Origin of the sequence: Shinella fusca (assembly GCF_014203155.1) — a bacterium.
GTDB lineage: Bacteria > Pseudomonadota > Alphaproteobacteria > Rhizobiales > Rhizobiaceae > Shinella > Shinella fusca.
In genome coordinates this window covers 1-16114 of sequence record NZ_JACHIK010000016.1, presented here as the reverse complement: position 1 = coordinate 16114, position 16114 = coordinate 1, and the positions used below count along the sequence as shown (strand labels likewise).

General features: G+C 66.6%; 14 protein-coding genes and 1 tRNA gene. 10 read left to right on the top strand and 5 right to left on the bottom strand.

Annotated features, from left to right (window positions below; translation table 11 throughout):
- Positions 1 to 62 precede the first annotated feature (62 nt).
- The gene (locus HNQ66_RS18675; RefSeq protein WP_184145691.1) at positions 63 to 1763 is read right to left on the bottom strand and encodes a long-chain-fatty-acid--CoA ligase; all 1701 of its coding nucleotides are present in this window, start codon (positions 1761 to 1763) and stop codon (positions 63 to 65) included.
- 320 nt (positions 1764 to 2083) lie between these two features.
- Between HNQ66_RS18675 and HNQ66_RS18670 the strand changes: the two genes are divergently transcribed.
- Positions 2084 to 3232: an AI-2E family transporter gene (locus HNQ66_RS18670; protein ID WP_380780461.1), complete on the top strand. Its 1149-nt coding sequence runs from the start codon at positions 2084 to 2086 to the stop codon at positions 3230 to 3232.
- Between the two features lie 5 nt (positions 3233 to 3237).
- On the opposite strand, the gene HNQ66_RS18665 is transcribed toward HNQ66_RS18670, so the two are convergent.
- The 3 genes from HNQ66_RS18665 to HNQ66_RS18655 all read right to left on the bottom strand — a co-directional run bounded on the left by HNQ66_RS18665 (position 3238) and on the right by HNQ66_RS18655 (position 4989).
- On the bottom strand, positions 3238 to 3768 hold the full coding sequence (locus tag HNQ66_RS18665) for an NADPH-dependent FMN reductase (RefSeq protein ID WP_184145689.1): 531 nt from the start codon (positions 3766 to 3768) through the stop codon (positions 3238 to 3240).
- 58 nt (positions 3769 to 3826) lie between these two features.
- Positions 3827 to 3902, bottom strand: a tRNA-Thr gene (locus HNQ66_RS18660).
- Positions 3903 to 4026: 124 nt separating this feature from the next.
- The gene (locus HNQ66_RS18655; protein ID WP_184145688.1) at positions 4027 to 4989 is read right to left on the bottom strand and encodes an NAD(P)H-dependent flavin oxidoreductase; all 963 of its coding nucleotides are present in this window, start codon (positions 4987 to 4989) and stop codon (positions 4027 to 4029) included.
- Positions 4990 to 5372: 383 nt separating this feature from the next.
- Between HNQ66_RS18655 and HNQ66_RS18650 the strand changes: the two genes are divergently transcribed.
- A complete protein-coding gene (locus tag HNQ66_RS18650) occupies positions 5373 to 6512 on the top strand; it encodes a biotin transporter BioY (RefSeq protein WP_184145687.1) in 1140 nt (379 codons plus the stop codon).
- Positions 6513 to 6524: 12 nt separating this feature from the next.
- Here the strand turns inward: HNQ66_RS18650 and ppk2 are convergent, their stop codons facing one another.
- Positions 6525 to 7406, bottom strand: coding sequence for a polyphosphate kinase 2 (ppk2, locus tag HNQ66_RS18645; protein ID WP_184145686.1), 882 nt, complete (start codon positions 7404 to 7406; stop codon positions 6525 to 6527).
- A gap of 145 nt (positions 7407 to 7551) precedes the next feature.
- Between ppk2 and phoR the strand changes: the two genes are divergently transcribed.
- The 8 genes from phoR to HNQ66_RS18605 form a co-directional block, all read left to right on the top strand.
- The gene (phoR, locus tag HNQ66_RS18640) at positions 7552 to 8838 is read left to right on the top strand and encodes a phosphate regulon sensor histidine kinase PhoR (protein ID WP_184145685.1); all 1287 of its coding nucleotides are present in this window, start codon (positions 7552 to 7554) and stop codon (positions 8836 to 8838) included.
- 189 nt (positions 8839 to 9027) lie between these two features.
- The gene (locus tag HNQ66_RS18635) at positions 9028 to 10062 is read left to right on the top strand and encodes a PstS family phosphate ABC transporter substrate-binding protein (RefSeq protein ID WP_184145684.1); all 1035 of its coding nucleotides are present in this window, start codon (positions 9028 to 9030) and stop codon (positions 10060 to 10062) included.
- Between the two features lie 70 nt (positions 10063 to 10132).
- Positions 10133 to 11617 carry a phosphate ABC transporter permease subunit PstC gene (gene pstC, locus HNQ66_RS18630; protein WP_184145683.1) on the top strand — a complete coding sequence of 495 codons (1485 nt, stop codon included), beginning with the start codon at positions 10133 to 10135 and terminating at the stop codon, positions 11615 to 11617.
- 14 nt (positions 11618 to 11631) lie between these two features.
- Positions 11632 to 12942 carry a phosphate ABC transporter permease PstA gene (pstA, locus tag HNQ66_RS18625; RefSeq protein WP_184145772.1) on the top strand — a complete coding sequence of 437 codons (1311 nt, stop codon included), beginning with the start codon at positions 11632 to 11634 and terminating at the stop codon, positions 12940 to 12942.
- A gap of 13 nt (positions 12943 to 12955) precedes the next feature.
- Positions 12956 to 13771 (top strand): phosphate ABC transporter ATP-binding protein PstB, encoded by an 816-nt coding sequence (gene pstB, locus HNQ66_RS18620; RefSeq protein ID WP_184145682.1) that lies wholly within the window; start codon positions 12956 to 12958, stop codon positions 13769 to 13771.
- 42 nt (positions 13772 to 13813) lie between these two features.
- Positions 13814 to 14542 (top strand): phosphate signaling complex protein PhoU, encoded by a 729-nt coding sequence (phoU, locus tag HNQ66_RS18615; RefSeq protein ID WP_184145681.1) that lies wholly within the window; start codon positions 13814 to 13816, stop codon positions 14540 to 14542.
- Positions 14543 to 14553: 11 nt separating this feature from the next.
- Entirely contained in the window at positions 14554 to 15237 is a 684-nt protein-coding gene (phoB, locus tag HNQ66_RS18610) for a phosphate regulon transcriptional regulator PhoB (RefSeq protein ID WP_184145680.1), read from the top strand.
- A 289-nt stretch (positions 15238 to 15526) separates the two neighbouring features.
- A partial coding sequence (locus HNQ66_RS18605) for an IS110 family transposase (RefSeq protein WP_184145679.1) occupies positions 15527 to 16114 on the top strand: 588 nt, incomplete at its 3' end.

Sequence of the window (16114 nt, the reverse complement as noted above, 5' to 3'; positions counted from 1 at the left end):
GCAAATCAAGCCCGCAAACGCCGATCGGCGCAAAAAACTAAATCGGTTTAATTCCTGGGCCTTCACCCGCGAAGGTCCTTGCGCAGGATCTTGCCGACGTTGGATTTCGGCAGTTCGTCGCGGAATTCCACGAATTTTGGCCGCTTGTAGTTCGTCAGGTTCTCCGCGCAGTGGGCCTTCACGTCCGCTTCCGTCAGGGCCGGGTCCTTCTTCACCACGAAGAGCTTGACCGCCTCGCCGGAATGGGCGTCCGGCACGCCGATCGCCGCGCATTCGAGGACGCCCGGATGCGACATCGCCACCTCCTCCACCTCGTTGGGGAAGACGTTGAAGCCGGAAACGAGGATCATGTCCTTCTTGCGGTCGACGATCTTGGTGAAGCCTTCCGGCGTCATGAAGCCGATGTCGCCGGAGCGGAAGAAGCCGTCCGCGGTCATCACCTTGGCCGTCTCGTCGGGCCGCTGCCAGTAGCCGGCCATGACCTGGGGCCCGCGGATGCAGATCTCGCCCACCTCGCCGAGCGGCAGCGCGTTGCCGGCATCGTCGCGGATGTCGATCTCGGTGGAGGGCAGCGGCAGGCCGATCGTGCCGGTGAATTGCGCCCTGTCGAAGCGGTTGGCGGTGGCGACGGGCGAGGTCTCCGAAAGGCCGTAGCCCTCGGTGATCGCGCAGCCCGTCATCGCCTGCCAGCGTTCGGCGACCGGGCGCTGCACCGCCATGCCGCCGCCGAGCGTCAGCAACAGGCCGGAAAGGTCGAGCTTGGCGAAGTCCGGATTGTTCATCAGCGCGTTGAACAGCGTGTTGAGGCCCGGGAAGATGTGGACGGGGTATTTTCCCAGTTCCTTGACGAAGGCGGGGATGTCGCGCGGATTGGCGATCAGCACGTTATGGCCGCCGAGCGCGATGCCCATCAGGCCGTTCACCGTCAGCGCGAAGATATGGTAGAGCGGCAGCGCGCAGATGAAGACGAGCTGTTCCGGCCGCTTCCTGACGTGGAAGATCGGCTCGATCCACAGCTTGATCTGCTCCATGTTGGACAGGAGGTTGGCGTGGGTCAGCACGGCGCCCTTCGAAACGCCGGTCGTGCCGCCGGTATATTGCAGGAAGGCGGTGTCGCCCGGCGTCACGCCGGCATCCTTCACGCCGGCGCGCGCGCCCTCGGCCACAACCTGCCGGAAGGGGACGTGGCCGGGCAGCGACCATGCGGGCACCAGCTTTTTGACCTTGCGCACGACGAGATTGACGATGAGGCCCTTGAGGCCGAGCATGTCGCCCATCGTGGCGACGACGACGTGCTTCACGGCGGTGCGCGAGACGACCTGCGCGACGGTGCTTGCGAAATTCTCCAGCACGAACAGCGCCTTGGCGCCCGCATCCTTCAACTGGTGCTCCAGCTCGCGCGGCGTATAGAGCGGGTTGACGTTCACCACGACGAGGCCGGCGCGCAGGATGCCGAAGATGATGACCGGGTTCTGCAGGACGTTCGGCATCATCACGGCGACCCGGTCGCCCTTTTGAAGGCCCCGGGCCTGCAGCCAAGCGGCGATGCCCGCCGAGGCCGCGCCGAATTCGCGGAAGGTCAGCGTCTTGCCCATGCTGGTAAAGGCGGGGCGGTCGGCGTATTGTTCGCAGCAGCTTTCGACGAGCGCGCCGATCGACGAATGGTGCAGGGGAGCAAGATCGGCGGCCACGCCTTCCGGGTAGGAGGCGAGCCAGAAACGGCCGGACGATTGCGTGGAAGGGTCCTGAACTGTGGCCGACATGTCTCTCCTCCTCGTTGGGTGCTGGCACCCGTCCGTCCCGCGCGGTATCGAAAGGTCCTCCAACCCGCCGATCCGGACAAGATGATGCTTTTGACGGGCGCCATCAAGCGTCATCGCTATATTACATTGACGTAAACGTCAATAAGCGATGCGCGCGCCCAACCCTGCGACGTCTCACCGCGCCTCGGCATAAAAAGGCGCGCATATGTTTAACATTCTTCAGTTACACCTTATCTTGGTGGTCCGGGCCCTGGGCGCCGGCCTCAAGGGAGTAGACGCGTTTGCTGCATTCGGATCATCGTAGAAACGAGCCTCGGCTTCTGGGCGCCGCGCGCGCCAGTGGAGCCGCGCTGGTTTCGCCCGTTTCGGCTGCGCGCTGGCTGCTCGTCCTCGTCGTGCTTGCCGGCATCTATTTCTTCCACGGCTTCGTCGTGCCGGTGCTGGCCGCGCTCGTCATCGCCTTTGCGAGCTGGCCGCTCTATACGCGGCTTCTGGCGCGGGTGAACGGCCGGCGCACGCTGGCCGCCTCCATCGCGATCCTCCTCATCCTCGGCTTCATCGTCGGGCCCATCCTCTTCGCCTCCACCTATGCCTTCCACGAGATCCGCGACTGGATCGGCTGGGCGGTGCAGACGAACCGCACCGGCGCGTCGACGCCCGACTGGATCCGCGCGCTGCCCGTCATCGGCGGCTGGCTCGACATGCAGTGGACGCGTTTCCTCGATCATCCGGGCGCGATCGGCGAGCTGACGCAGATCGTCAGCGGCGCGCATATCGGCAATATCTACCGCGTGGCGCTGGCGGCCAGCGGCAAGGCCTTCAACCTCCTGCTCGCCATGCTCTTCATGCTGATCGCGCTGTTCTTCATCTATCGCGACGGCCAGGCCTTCGCCGCCCAGGTGGATCGGCTCGGCGAGCGCATCCTGCCGATGCGCTGGGAGCGCTTCTCCCGCATCGTGCCGGCGACGATCAGCTCCACGGTCACGGGCATGACGCTGATCGCCATCGGCGAGGGCATCGTGCTCGGCACGGCCTACTGGATCGCCGGCGTGCCGTCCGCCGTCACGCTCGGCGTGCTGACGGGCCTGATGGCGCTCTTTCCCGGCGGCGCGCCGCTCTCCTTCACGCTGGTCTCGGTCTATCTCGTTTCCAGCGGCTCGCTCGTCGCGGGCCTTGCCTTGCTCGCCTGGGGTTCGGTCGAGCTCTTCATCGTCGACAAGACGCTGCGCCCGCGCCTCGTCGGCGGGCCGATCAAGCTGCCGTTCCTGCCCACCTTCTTCGGCCTCATCGGCGGGGTGAAGACCATGGGCTTCGTCGGCCTCTTCATCGGTCCCGTGCTGATGGCCCTTCTGGTCGCGATCTGGCGTGAATGGATCCGGGACCTGGAGACGAGCGACCAGCCGACCATCCTCCTCGACGAAACGACGAATCTCCCCGCGCGGCGCGATCCGGAGCGCAACGTCGGCTGACGCCCTCAGCCTTCCGCGCAGAAACGGGAAAAGCCGTTGAGGAACGCGCGCATCTCGCCGACGGCAGCCTCTTCCGCAAGGCGGGCGGCGATCTCCTCCGGCGACAGCGCCATCAGCCGGAACCGCAGGAAAATCTCCTCGTTGAACCGCGCGCTTACCGTGGCGAGCACGATGCGCAACTGCTGCAGCATGTCGTCGCCGCGATGGGAGGCATGGGCGAGCACGATGGGCTTGGCGACCAGCTCCTCGCGTGAGACCAGCCAGTCGATGGCGTTCTTCATGCCGCCGGGAATGGAGCGCACATATTCGGGGCTGGCGATGATCACCCCGTCCGCCTCCGCCACGGCCCTGGCAAGCTCGGCGACCGCCGCCGGCAGCGCCTCACCCTCGAGATCCGGCGAAAAGACCGGCAGCATCCCGACCCCGTTATGAAGCACGACGGCATGGTCCGCCCCCGCGGCAGCCCGCAAGGCGCGCAGCATCGCCGTATTGGTGGACGCCCGCCGCGCACTTCCCGAAATGGCCAAGAATTTCATGCGCGCAGGAATGTCCGAGTCCCGGTGGGCGGTCAAGGCGGAGAGGTCAGAAAGGAAGTGGTGCCGCTTAGGTGACTCGAACACCTGACCCCATCATTACGAATGATGTGCTCTACCGACTGAGCTAAAGCGGCTTCCAGCGGTCCCGAAGCGTGTCGGGACCGGAATGGGTGCGCTGATAACCGCAATGGCGGGAGATTTCAAGCGGGGAGTTTGAACTTCCGCATTTTTCCCGTGCGATGCCGCGAAATGGCCGGTTCAGCCGGCGGTGATGCGGGCCTTCGCGGCGTCGTATTCGCGCTCGAGGCGGGCGACGAGGTCTTCCACCGGGCCGATCGCCTTGACGGCGCCGATGCCCTGGCCGCAGCCCCAGATGTCCTTCCAGGCCTTGGCGCCGGTCGTCGCCTTGTCGAAATCCATCTTGGAGGGATCGGCTTCCGGCAGGTGGTCGGGGTCCATGCCGGCGGCGGCGATGGAAGACTTCAGGTAGTTGCCGTGGATGCCGGTGAAATAATTGGAATAGACGATGTCGGCGGCCGCGCTGTCGACGATCATCTGCTTGTAGGCGTCGCTCGCACGCGCTTCCTCCGTCGCGATGAAGGGAGAGCCGATATAGGCCATGTCCGCGCCCATCGCCTCAGCCGCGAGGATCGCCCCGCCGGTCGCGATCGCGCCGGAAAGGAGGAGGGGCCCGTCGAACCATTCGCGAATCTCCTGCACGAGCGCGAAGGGCGAGAGGGTGCCGGCATGGCCGCCCGCGCCCGCGGCGACCGCGATCAGCCCGTCCGCGCCCTTGCGGATCGCCGAATTCGCATGGCGGTTGTTGATGACGTCGTGCAGCACGATGCCGCCGTAGGAATGGATCGCCGCATTCACCTCCGGCACGGCGCCGAGCGAGGAGATGACGACCGGCACCTTGTATTTCACGCACATCGCAAGGTCGTGCTCCAGCCGCCTGTTGGAACGGTGGACGATCTGGTTGACGGCGAAGGGCGCGGCCGGGCGGTCCGGGTTCTTCGCGTCATGCGCGGCAAGGCCCTCCGTGATTTCCGCCAGCCATTCGTCGAGCTGCGATTCGGGCCGGGCATTCAGCGCCGGGAAGGCGCCGATGATGCCCGCTTTGCATTGCGCCAGCGTCAGCGCAGGATGCGAGACGATGAAGAGCGGTGCGCCGACGACGGGCAGGCGCAGCTTGTCCTTGAGGATCGCGGGCAGGGCCATGGAGGGGAAATCCTGTCTGTTTTGACGTTTACGAAAACGTCAAAACCATAGCAGCGTGCAACGGGTCTGAAAAGAGGCGATACGGGCGTGGATCGGCGAGCTTCGGTGCGTTCCTGCAAACGCAATGGTGCGCCGATCGGCGGGGAGGCGGTTTGCCGTGACGGCTTCGGCAAGCCCGGCAGGCCGACCTGCCGGGCAGGTGCCGGCGGTCTCATCGCCTCGGGGCAGGTGCTTATCCCCGGAGAAGGCCGGGCGGTTCGGCCGGAAGGCTTGCGCAAATTCGCGTCAAACGTTACGCAAAACCTAACAAAAGCCGGAAAGCAGGGCTCTTTCCACAGAAGTATCGTAGCGGCCATGAGGCGGCTCCCGCAGAAGGGTCGGATGTGAGCGGACTGGAGACGGCAATCAGAAACGCGCTGGCGCGCTCCGAGCGTGCCAATGCCGAGGTGCGGGCGCGGATCTACCAGTCGGCGCGCCATGCGCTCGAAGCCGGCTTGCGCAAGCAGGAAATCAACGATCCCGAGACGATGGCCGCCCAGCGCCACCGGCTGGAGGCGACGATCCGCGAGATCGAGACGGAGGAGCGCGCCCGGCTTGCCGCCGCCGAAAGCGCGGTCCGCGCCGAGCCGGTCGCCGAGGCCCGGGCAGAACCCGCGCTGCGCGCCGAGCGGGCCGAGCCGACGCTGGAAGGCGAACGGCGCGACGATGCCGGCCGGCCGGCCGGCGGAACCGGCGATATCGGCGCGATCCGCCCCGAGCGCGCGGACGGCTTTTCCGCGGGCGGCGCCGCAGCCGCCGGGCCCGCGTCCGGCAAGGCCTCGGGCGGGCCGGCGGATATCCGGCCCGAAAGGGTGGCGAAGGCGCGCAGGCGCCGCGGCCGCCTCTTCTCCTTCCTGCTGGTCGTCGCAACGCTGATCGCCGCCTTCGGGGCGCTTGCCTGGTGGGTGCAGACGAGCGGGCTGCTTGCCGACCTTCGCGGCGATGCGGACGATTCCATTCCGCCCGCCCGGGTTTCCGGCGAGGATTTCTCCGGTGACGACCCGGTCAAGAAGGCGCTCGACACGCAGAACCGCTTCACCGCCGACTGGCGCGCGGTCTTCTCGCCGGGCGACATGGACAAGCTGTCGGCCGGCGCGGCGGGCCGCTTCGAGCAGGTCGGCACGGGCGAAGGCCCGGCCGCGCGCATAACCTCCACCGATCCCGACCGGGACGGGGCGGTGCGCATCGAGGTCTCGCCCGAAGTGCTTGGCGAACTCGGCGGCAAGAATTCGACGGTCGCGCTCACCGTGCAGTCGGCGAACGGCAAGCCGGTGCAGGTCACCGTCGAATGCGACTTCTCCACCATGGGCGGCTGCGGCCGCCACCGCTTCACGGTGTCGGAGCGCACGGATATCCTGTTTCAGGTGACGTTCGACCGCTCGCTCTCGCCGAGCGAGCCGGGGCATCTCCTGCTCAACAGCGATATCGCCGGCGGCAATGCCAGCGTCTACCTCTACGGCGTGCGCATCCTGCCGGGCGAATGACCGGCGCCGGTCCTATCTGACGAAGCCGGGGCCGGAGCCGAGGATCTTGTCGTCCACCGCGCCGATCGCCTTCCTGTCCTTGCCGTCATAGTCGAGCGAGGTCAGGATGTGGCGGATGACGTTGATACGCGCGCGGCGCTTGTCGTTGGCGCGCACCACGGTCCAGGGCGCATGGTCCGTGTGGGTTTCCTTCAGCATGCGGTCGCGCTTGTCCGTGTAGTCGCCCCATTTCCTGAGCGAGGCGATGTCCATCGGCGAGAGCTTCCACATCTTCAGCGGATCGTGCCGGCGGTCGTGGAAGCGTTTCAACTGCATCTCGCGGCCGATATTGAGCCAGAACTTGAAGAAGTGGATGCCCTCGGAAACGACCATCTCCTCGAAGCGCGGCGTCTCCTCCAGGAATTTCTCGTATTGCTCCTTCGTGCAGAAGCCCATGACGGGCTCGACGCCCGCGCGGTTGTACCAGGAGCGGTCGAAGAGCACGAATTCGCCGGCGGTCGGGAAGGTCGCGACATAGCGCTGGTAGTACCATTGCCCCTGCTCGGTCTCCGTCGGCTTGGTGAGCGCCACCACGCGCGCCGAGCGCGGGTTCATGTAGGAGGAGGTGGCGTGGATCGCCCCGCCCTTGCCGGCGGCATCCCGCCCCTCGAACACGGCGATCACCCGCTGTCCCGTCTTCTGCTGCCAGAACTGCACCTTGACCAGCTCGATCTGCAGCAGCTTCAGCGTCTTCTCGTATTCCTTGTTGGCAAGCTTCTTGTCGTAGGGGTAGTCGTCGGAGCCGAAGGCCTTTTCCGAGATCCAGTCCGGCAGCTTCGGATCGTCGATGTCGAACACCCGCTTCTTGTCGTGGATATCCAGCTCCACCGCCCGGCTTTCCGCCTTCTCCGCCATCGTCTGCTCCTCGAAACACCAAGAGGCGGCGAGCGCCGCATGGCCGCAGGTGGCCATAACCGCATTGCGAATTCAAGCGCGCCGTGAAAAACATGTCACGAAGCCGCGCTATCCATCGGGAATCGGTGGAGGCGCGGAGGGTGCGATGCTGGCGAGGGAATGGGCGGCGGTGACGGATCAGCGGACGGTCTTCGGCTGGCTGGCGGCGCAACTGTGGGGGGAGCGGGTGCTCATCGCCTCCGCCGTCTTCGTCGGCTTCATGATGTGGCTTTCCGGCATGCATCTCGGCTGGGCCTCCTTCGCAGTGCTGCTCCTCGTCATTGCGGGCCTGCTACGCGTGGAGCGGCGCGCGGCGGAAGCCGAGCAGCGGGCCGCCGTGCCCGTTGCCGCAGCGCCTGCCGAGCCGGACCGGGCTGCGGAGGAGCGCATGGCCATCGCCGCCGTTCTCGGCGCGCTCGACGCCCCCGCGCTGCTTCTTTCCGCAAGCGAGGCCGTCCTCTTGCAGAACCGCGCGGCGGAAGCCGTCTTCGGCCCCATCCCGCGCAATGGCGACCTTGCCGGCCGCATCCGCGCCCCCGGCATTCTCGACATGGTGCGCGAGGCCATCGCCTCCGGCCAGCCGCGCGAGACGGAGCATGCCGAGCGCCTGCCCTCCGAGACGGTCCATGTCGTGCGCATCGCCCCGCTTGCCGACCGCAGGGGCGAGCCGCTCTGGCTGCTCACCTTCCGCGACGTCTCGCAGGCCCGCCGCATCGAGCGCATGCGCTCGGATTTCGTCGCCAATGCCAGCCACGAGCTGCGCACGCCGCTCGCCTCGCTGCGCGGCTTCATCGAGACGCTGCAGGGCCCGGCGAAGAACGACCTGAAGGCCCAAGAACGCTTCCTCGCCATCATGCACGAGCAGGCGACGCGCATGAGCCGCCTCGTCGACGACCTGCTCTCGCTCTCGCGCCTCGAACTGCGCTCCAACCTTGCGCCGGACCAGACGGTGGACCTCGTGCCGCTCCTCGGCCATGTGCGCGACAGCCTCCAGCCGCTCGCCGGCGATCTCGGCGTCGAGGTGGCGCTGCACCTGCCGGACCGCCCGGTTACCGTCAACGGCGACCGCGACGAGCTGGTCCAGGTCTTCGAGAACCTCATCGAGAACGCCTGCAAATACGGGCAGGAGGGCAAGCGTGTCGATATCGTGCTCACCGGCGGGGGCGAGGCGCCCGTCGAGCTTTCTGTCACCGACTACGGCCCCGGCATTCCGCCGGAACATGTGCCGCGCATCACCGAGCGCTTCTACCGCGTCAACGTGGAGGCGAGCCGGTCCAGGAAGGGCACCGGGCTCGGGCTTGCCATCGTCAAGCACATCCTGACGCGCCACAAGGCGCGCCTCGTGGTGAAGTCCGAGCTCGGCAAGGGCACGGTCTTTACCGTCAAATTCTGACACATACCATCAGGCTTTCGTCGTGATGATGGAAATTCGCAAGCATTTCCAGATGCTTGACCTGTCACAAATGTTTCGTCGAACTGACATAAAAGCAATGGCGATCGGGGTTTAGACAGAGGCCGCCGGTCAACGGCAGAGAGCGCGAAACGAGCGCTTGCAACACACGTCCTCTTCGGGAGACCCCAGATGAAATCTCTTAAGCTCACTGCCGCGGCGCTTGTCGCTTCCGCCGCCTTCGCAGGCGTTGCCGTCGCCCGCGACCAGATCCAGATCGCCGGCTCCTCCACCGTTCTTCCCTATGCCAAGATCGTCGCCGAGACGTTCGGCGAGACCTATCCGGACTTCAAGACGCCGATCGTCGAATCCGGCGGCACGGGCGGCGGCCTCAAGGAATTCTGCAAGGGCGTCGGCCCGGACACCATCGACATCGCCAACGCCTCGCGCGCGATCAAGGACAGCGAAGTCGAGGCCTGCAAGGCTGCCGGCGTGACCGAGATCCAGGAAGTCAAGATCGGCTATGACGGCATCGTCTTCGCCACGGACGCCGGCAATGCCGACCTGAAGCTGGAGCCGAAGGACCTCTACCTCGCGCTCGCCGCCGAGGTCGTCGTCGACGGCAAGCTCGTCGCCAACCCCTACAAGAAGTGGTCGGAGGTCAACAAGGACCTGCCGGACGCCGAGATCGCCGCCTATATCCCGGGTGAGAAGCACGGCACGCGCGAAGTCTTCGAGGAGAAGGTGCTGGCGGCCGGCTGCGAAGCCTCCGGCGCTGCCGAGGTGATCAAGGCCGCCGTCGCCGAGAAGGACGCCCAGCATGCCAAGTGCGTCGCCGTGCGCAAGGATGGCCTGGCCGTCGACATCGACGGCGACTACACGGAAACGCTGGCCCGCATCGCCGCCAACAAGTCCGGCATCGGCGTCTTCGGCCTCTCCTTCTACGAAAACAACGCCGACAAGCTGAAGGTCGCCACCGTCAGCGGCATCGTTCCTTCGGTCGAGACCATCGCCTCGGGCGAATATCCGGTTTCCCGCCCGCTGTTCTTCTACGTCAAGAAGGCGCATCTCGGCGTCATCCCCGGCCTGAAGGACTATGTCGAGTTCTTCACCAGCGACGACATGATCGGCCCCGACTCCCCGCTTGCCGAATACGGCCTCGTTCCGGCCCCCGACGCCGAGCGCGAGGAGGTCCGCAAGGCCTTCACCGACGGCAAGATCATGTAATCTGCTCTGGCCGGCGCGGCCATCCTTCACGGGTGTCGCGCCGGCCGGTCTCGCCGGGAGAATGTCCGAAATGAGTGTGTCCCTTCTTCTGCTCGTCGTCGCCGGCATCGGCGTCATGGGATATCTGGCAGGCAGCTGGCGCGCCGGCGCGCTTGCCGGCGGCAAGGCGTCCAGCCTGCATTCCCGGCCGGGCTACTACGGCGCCTTCGTCGCCGTCTGGTCCGTGCTTCCGGCGGTCCTCGTGCTGCTGGTCTGGATCGTCGCGAGCCCGATCTATATCGGCTCGACCGTGCGCAACGGCTTTCCCGAAGAGGTCAAGGCCGAGCCGCAGGCGACGCAGAACCTCGACTACAACATGATCGGCGCCATTTCCCGCGGCCTCTCGCTGCTGTCGGCGCAAGAGCGAACGGCGCTGTTTGCCGACGGCTCCGCCGCCCGCACGGTGCTGGCCGCCAAGGGCGTGCCGCTCGCCGCCGACCCGGCGCCCTACATGCTGACCTCCGCCGACACGCTCAACCGCATGACGGTGGCGAGCGGTCTCCTCCGCTCGGCCCTCGTCGTCCTCGTCGCGCTCGCAGGGGCGTTCTTCTCCTACCGGATGATCGCGCCGAAGTTCCGGGCGCGAAACCGGGTGGAGGGCGTGATGCTCGGCGGCCTCCTCGCCGCCTCCTCCATCGCCATCCTGACGACGATCGGCATCGTCGCCTCGATGCTCACGGAAGCCATCCATTTCTTCAACCGGGTTCCGGCCTGGGAATTCTTCTTCGGCACCGTCTGGGACCCGCGCTTCGCGGCGGCGGGCGCCGCCGCTTCCGCCGGCCAGTTCGGCCTCGTCCCGCTCCTTGCCGGCACGCTCTATATCGGCTTCGTCGCCATGCTGGTCGCCGTGCCCGTCGGCCTCTTCGCCGCCGTCTACATGTCGGAATACGCCTCGCGCACGCTCCGCTCGGTGGCAAAGCCGCTCCTCGAGGTCCTCGCCGGCATCCCCACCATCGTCTACGGCTTCTTCGCCATGGTCACGGTCGGCCCGTTCCTGCGCGATATCTCGGCGCAGATGAACGGCCTTGCCACCGGCAACTTTGCGAGCTTCATCCAGGCGCAGAGCGTGCTGACGGCCGGCTTCGTCATGGGCATCATGCTGATCCCCTACGTCTCCTCGCTGTCGGACGACATCATCACCGCCGTGCCGCGGGCGCTGCGCGACGGCTCGCTCGGCCTCGGCGCCACGCGCTCGGAAACGATCAAGCGCGTCATCCTGCCGGCCGCCCTGCCGGGCATCGTCGGTGCCCTCCTGATGACGGCGTCCCGCGCCATCGGCGAGACCATGATCGTCGTGCTCGCAGCCGGTGTCGCCGCCCGCATGCAGCTCAACCCCTTCGAGCCGATGACGACGGTGACGGTGAAGATCGTCAACCAGTTGACGGGCGACCTCGAATTCACCTCGCCGCAGACACTGGTGGCCTTCGCCCTCGGTATCACGCTCTTCGTCATCACGCTTTGCCTCAACATCTACGCCCTCTACATCGTGCGCAAATACCGGGAGCAGTACGAATGAGCCAGGTCTCCCCCATGTCTTCCATGAGCTCCATCGGCGCCTCCGCCCGGCCCGGGCGCCGCGATATCGGCCTCGGCCGCCGCTACGCCGCCGAACGCCGCTTCCGCTTCTACGGCATGGCCGCCATCGGCTTCGGCCTCCTCTTCCTGTTCCTCCTCCTGTTCTCCGTGGTCTCCAAGGGCTACACGGCCTTCCAGCAGTCGATGATCACCATTCCGGTCGCATTCTCCGAACAGGTCATCGACAAGGACAACGAGCGCGCCGCCAACCCGCAAAAGCTCGTCTCGGCCAACTACCCGGTCGTCGCCCGCAATGCGCTCGCGAAGGTGCTCGGCGTCGACGAGAAGGACCGGGCCGGCCTCAAGGCGGTGAACGGCCTGATCTCGGACAGCGTGCGCACCCAGCTGCGCGACCTCGTCGTCGCCGATCCGTCGATCATCGGCACGACGCGCGACGTGACGTTCCTCGCCTCCGGCGACCTCGATTCCGCCTTCAAGGGCCAGATCAATCTCGACGTGCCGGAGAAGGACCGCAAGATCTCCGACAGGCAGGTCGGCTGGATGAACCAGCTCGCCGAAAGCGGCGCGCTCTCCAAGCACTTCAACACCGGCCTCTTCGTCAACGGCGCCTCCAGCCGCCCGGAGGCCGCAGGCGTCGGCGTCGCGCTCGTCGGCTCGCTCTACATGATGCTGATCGTGCTGGCGCTCTCGCTGCCCATCGGCGTCGCCGCCTCGATCTACCTGGAGGAGTTCGCGCCGAAGAACCGCCTCACCGACCTGATCGAGGTGAACATCAACAACCTCGCGGCCGTGCCCTCCATCGTCTACGGCCTGCTCGGCCTTGCCGTCTTCGTCAACTTCGCCGGCTTCCCGCGCTCGGCGGCCCTCGTCGGCGGCCTGGTGCTGACGCTGATGACGCTGCCGACCATCATCATCGCGACCCGCGCGGCGCTGAAGGCGGTGCCGCCGTCGATCCGCGCGGCGGCCCTCGGCCTCGGCGCCTCCAAGATGCAGACCGTGTTCCACCACGTCCTGCCGCTTGCCATGCCCGGCATCCTCACCGGCACGATCATCGGCCTCGCCCATGCGCTCGGCGAGACGGCGCCGCTCCTGCTCATCGGCATGGTGGCCTTCGTGGCGGACGTTCCGGCAACGCCGCTCGATCCGGCGACGGCCCTTCCGGTGCAGATCTACATGTGGGCGAACGAGGCCGAGCGCGCCTTCGTGGAGCGCACGTCGGGCGCCATCATCGTGCTCCTTCTCTTCCTCATTCTCATGAACGTCGGCGCCATCCTGCTGCGCCGCCGCTTCGAACGGCGCTGGTAAAAGGACCCGTCAGATGAACATCATGTCAGAAGCCGCAGTCGAGAAAGCGCTGGACGGAAAAATGAACGACATTTCCTACAAGATGATCGGCAGGGACGTTTCGGTCTACTACGGCGAGAAACGCGCCCTCTACGACGTCAATCTCGATGTGCGCGAAAACACCGTGACGGCCCTCATCGGCCCGTCCGGCTGCGGCAAGTCGACGTTCCTGCGCACGCTCAACCGCATGAACGACACGATCGACGGCTGCCGCGTCACCGGCCGCATCACGCTCGACGGCGACGACATCTACGACCCGGCAATCGACGTGGTCGAGCTGCGCGCCCGCGTCGGCATGGTCTTCCAGAAGCCGAACCCGTTCCCGAAATCGATCTACGAGAACGTCGCCTACGGCCCGCGCATCCACGGCCTTGCGAAAGCCAAGGCCGACATGGACGCCATCGTCGAGCAGAGCCTGCAGAAGGCGGGCCTGTGGAACGAGGTGAAGGACCGCCTGCAGGAAAGCGGCACGGGCCTTTCCGGCGGCCAGCAGCAGCGCCTGTGCATCGCCAGGGCCGTCGCCGTTAGCCCCGAGGTCATCCTGATGGACGAGCCCTGCTCGGCGCTCGATCCCATCGCCACCGCCAAGGTGGAGGAACTGATCCACGAGCTGCGCGCCAATTTCACCATCGTCATCGTGACGCATTCGATGCAGCAGGCGGCCCGCGTCTCGCAGCGCACCGCCATGTTCCACCTCGGCAACCTCGTCGAGGAGAACGACACCGACAAGATGTTCACCAACCCGGACGACCAGCGCACGCAGGACTACATCATGGGCCGCTTCGGCTGACGCCCAAGCTCCCCCGAACCCGCGCGCATCAAGGACAGAACCATGGCCCCCTCCCATATCGTCTCCGCCTATGACGAAGAACTGAAGTACCTCTCCCGCCGTATCTCCGAGATGGGCGGCACCGCCGAGCAGATGGTCGCCGATTCCGTCCGCGCCCTTGTCACCACGGACGCGGTGCTGGCCCAGAAGGTCATTTCCGAGGATATCATCCTCGACAATGCCGAGCGGCAGATCAACGAGAAGGCGATCGTCACCATCGCCAAACGCCAGCCGATGGCCGCGGACCTGCGCGAGATCATGGGCGCCATCCGCATCGCCGCCGAGCTGGAACGCGTCGGCGACCTCGGCAAGAACACCGCCAAGCGCGTCATCGCCGTGCAGAGCTCCGGCATGCCGCGCACGCTCGCCCGCGGTCTCGAGCACCTCGCCGAGCTCGCCCTTATGCAGCTCAAGGAAGTGCTCGACGTCTACGCCACCCGCTCGGTCGACAAGGCGAAGGCGATCCGCGAGCGCGACGACGAGATCGACGCGATCTACACCTCGCTGTTCCGCGAGCTGCTCACCTACATGATGGAGGATCCGCGCAACATCACGCCCTGCACGCACCTCCTGTTCTGCGCCAAGAACATCGAGCGCATCGGCGACCATGCGACCAACATCGCCGAGACCATCTACTACATGGCGACGGGCTCGCAGCCCGAGGGCGAGCGCCCGAAGGACGACACCTCCACGTCGGTGGTCGCCGCCGACCTTTCCGAAGCCTCCGAGTAAGGGACGCGCCCATGGTGCCGAGAATCGCGGTGGTGGAAGACGAGGAGGCGCTGAGCGTCCTCCTGCGCTACAACCTCGAAGCCGAGGGCTTCGAGGTCGATACGATCCTTTCCGGCGACGAGGCCGAGATGCGCCTGCAGGAGCGCATGCCGGACCTCCTGATCCTCGACTGGATGCTGCCGGGCGTTTCCGGCATCGAGCTCTGCCGGCGCCTGCGCCAGCGGCCGGAGACCGAGCGCCTGCCGATCATCATGCTGACGGCGCGCGGCGAGGAGAGTGAGCGCGTACGGGGCCTTGCCACCGGCGCGGACGACTATGTGGTCAAGCCCTTCTCGACGCCCGAGCTCGTCGCCCGCGTGCGCGCCATGCTGCGCCGCGCCAAGCCCGAGGTCGTCTCGACGGTGCTGCGTTGCGGCGACATCGAGCTCGACCGCGAGACCCACCGCGTCCATCGCCGCACCCGCGAGGTGCGCCTCGGCCCGACGGAATTCCGGCTTCTCGAATTCCTGATGACCTCCCCCGGCCGCGTCTTCTCGCGCTCCCAGCTCCTCGACGGCGTCTGGGGCCACGACATCTATGTCGACGAGCGCACCGTCGACGTCCATGTCGGGCGCCTCCGCAAGGCCCTCAATTTCGCGGGCATGCAGGACGTCATCCGCACCGTCCGCGGCGCCGGCTATTCGCTGGAAGCCTGAGCGCGCTATTCCTCCCAAGGAGGCAAACGGGCCCTGCGGGGCCCGTTTCGCGTTTGAGGGGCTCCTCCGCTCGCTGCTCCCTCTCGGTCGTCATCCTCGGGCTTGTGTGGATGAGATGTGGTTTACTTGCTTGCATCGGCCGGGATGCGCATCCCGGCCGATGCAGGCAGGTGGCCGTTCCCTCGGGTTGGCTTTGAAGGCCGCGGTCGAGCAAGGCCCTGCCTGCTCCCTTTGACCCCGAACGGTTGCTCGGGCTTTTCGCCCGCACCACAAGCCTGGGAGCAAGGCCATGATACATGATCTCCCCTTCGTCGGCATCGACGTGTGCAAGACCCGCTTCGATGTCTTTGTCCATCCGGCAGGCACGCGGTTTTCCTGTCCCGCCTCGCAAGACGGCATCGGCGCCCTCGTGCAGCGCCTGGCCGGCCTTGGGCGGTGCGCCGTCGCGGTGGAAGCCTCCGGTGGCTATGAGCGCAAGCTGATCGCACCGCTCCATGCGGCCGGCATGACGGTGTATGTCGTGGCGCCGGCCCGCGTGCGCCAGCTGGCGGGTGCGCTCGGCCAGCTGGCCAAGACCGACGCCATCGACGCAGCCATGATCGCCCGCTACCTGGCCGTCGCGCAGGAGAACCTGACACCCTGGCGCCCCGATGCCGCCCGCCAGCGGCTCAGCGCCGTCCTGGCCCATCGCCGCAGGCTGGTGGCAGAAAGAAGCGGACTTGCCAGCCTGCTCGACACCGAGGACGAGCCGCTGGTGCGCTCCCTCGTCCAGGAGCGGCTGGATGCCATCGCCCGGGATATCGAGCAGCTCGACAGGGCCGTGCGCGCACTCCTCGTCGAGCACACCCATCTGCGGCAGCGCTATGACAGGCTTCGT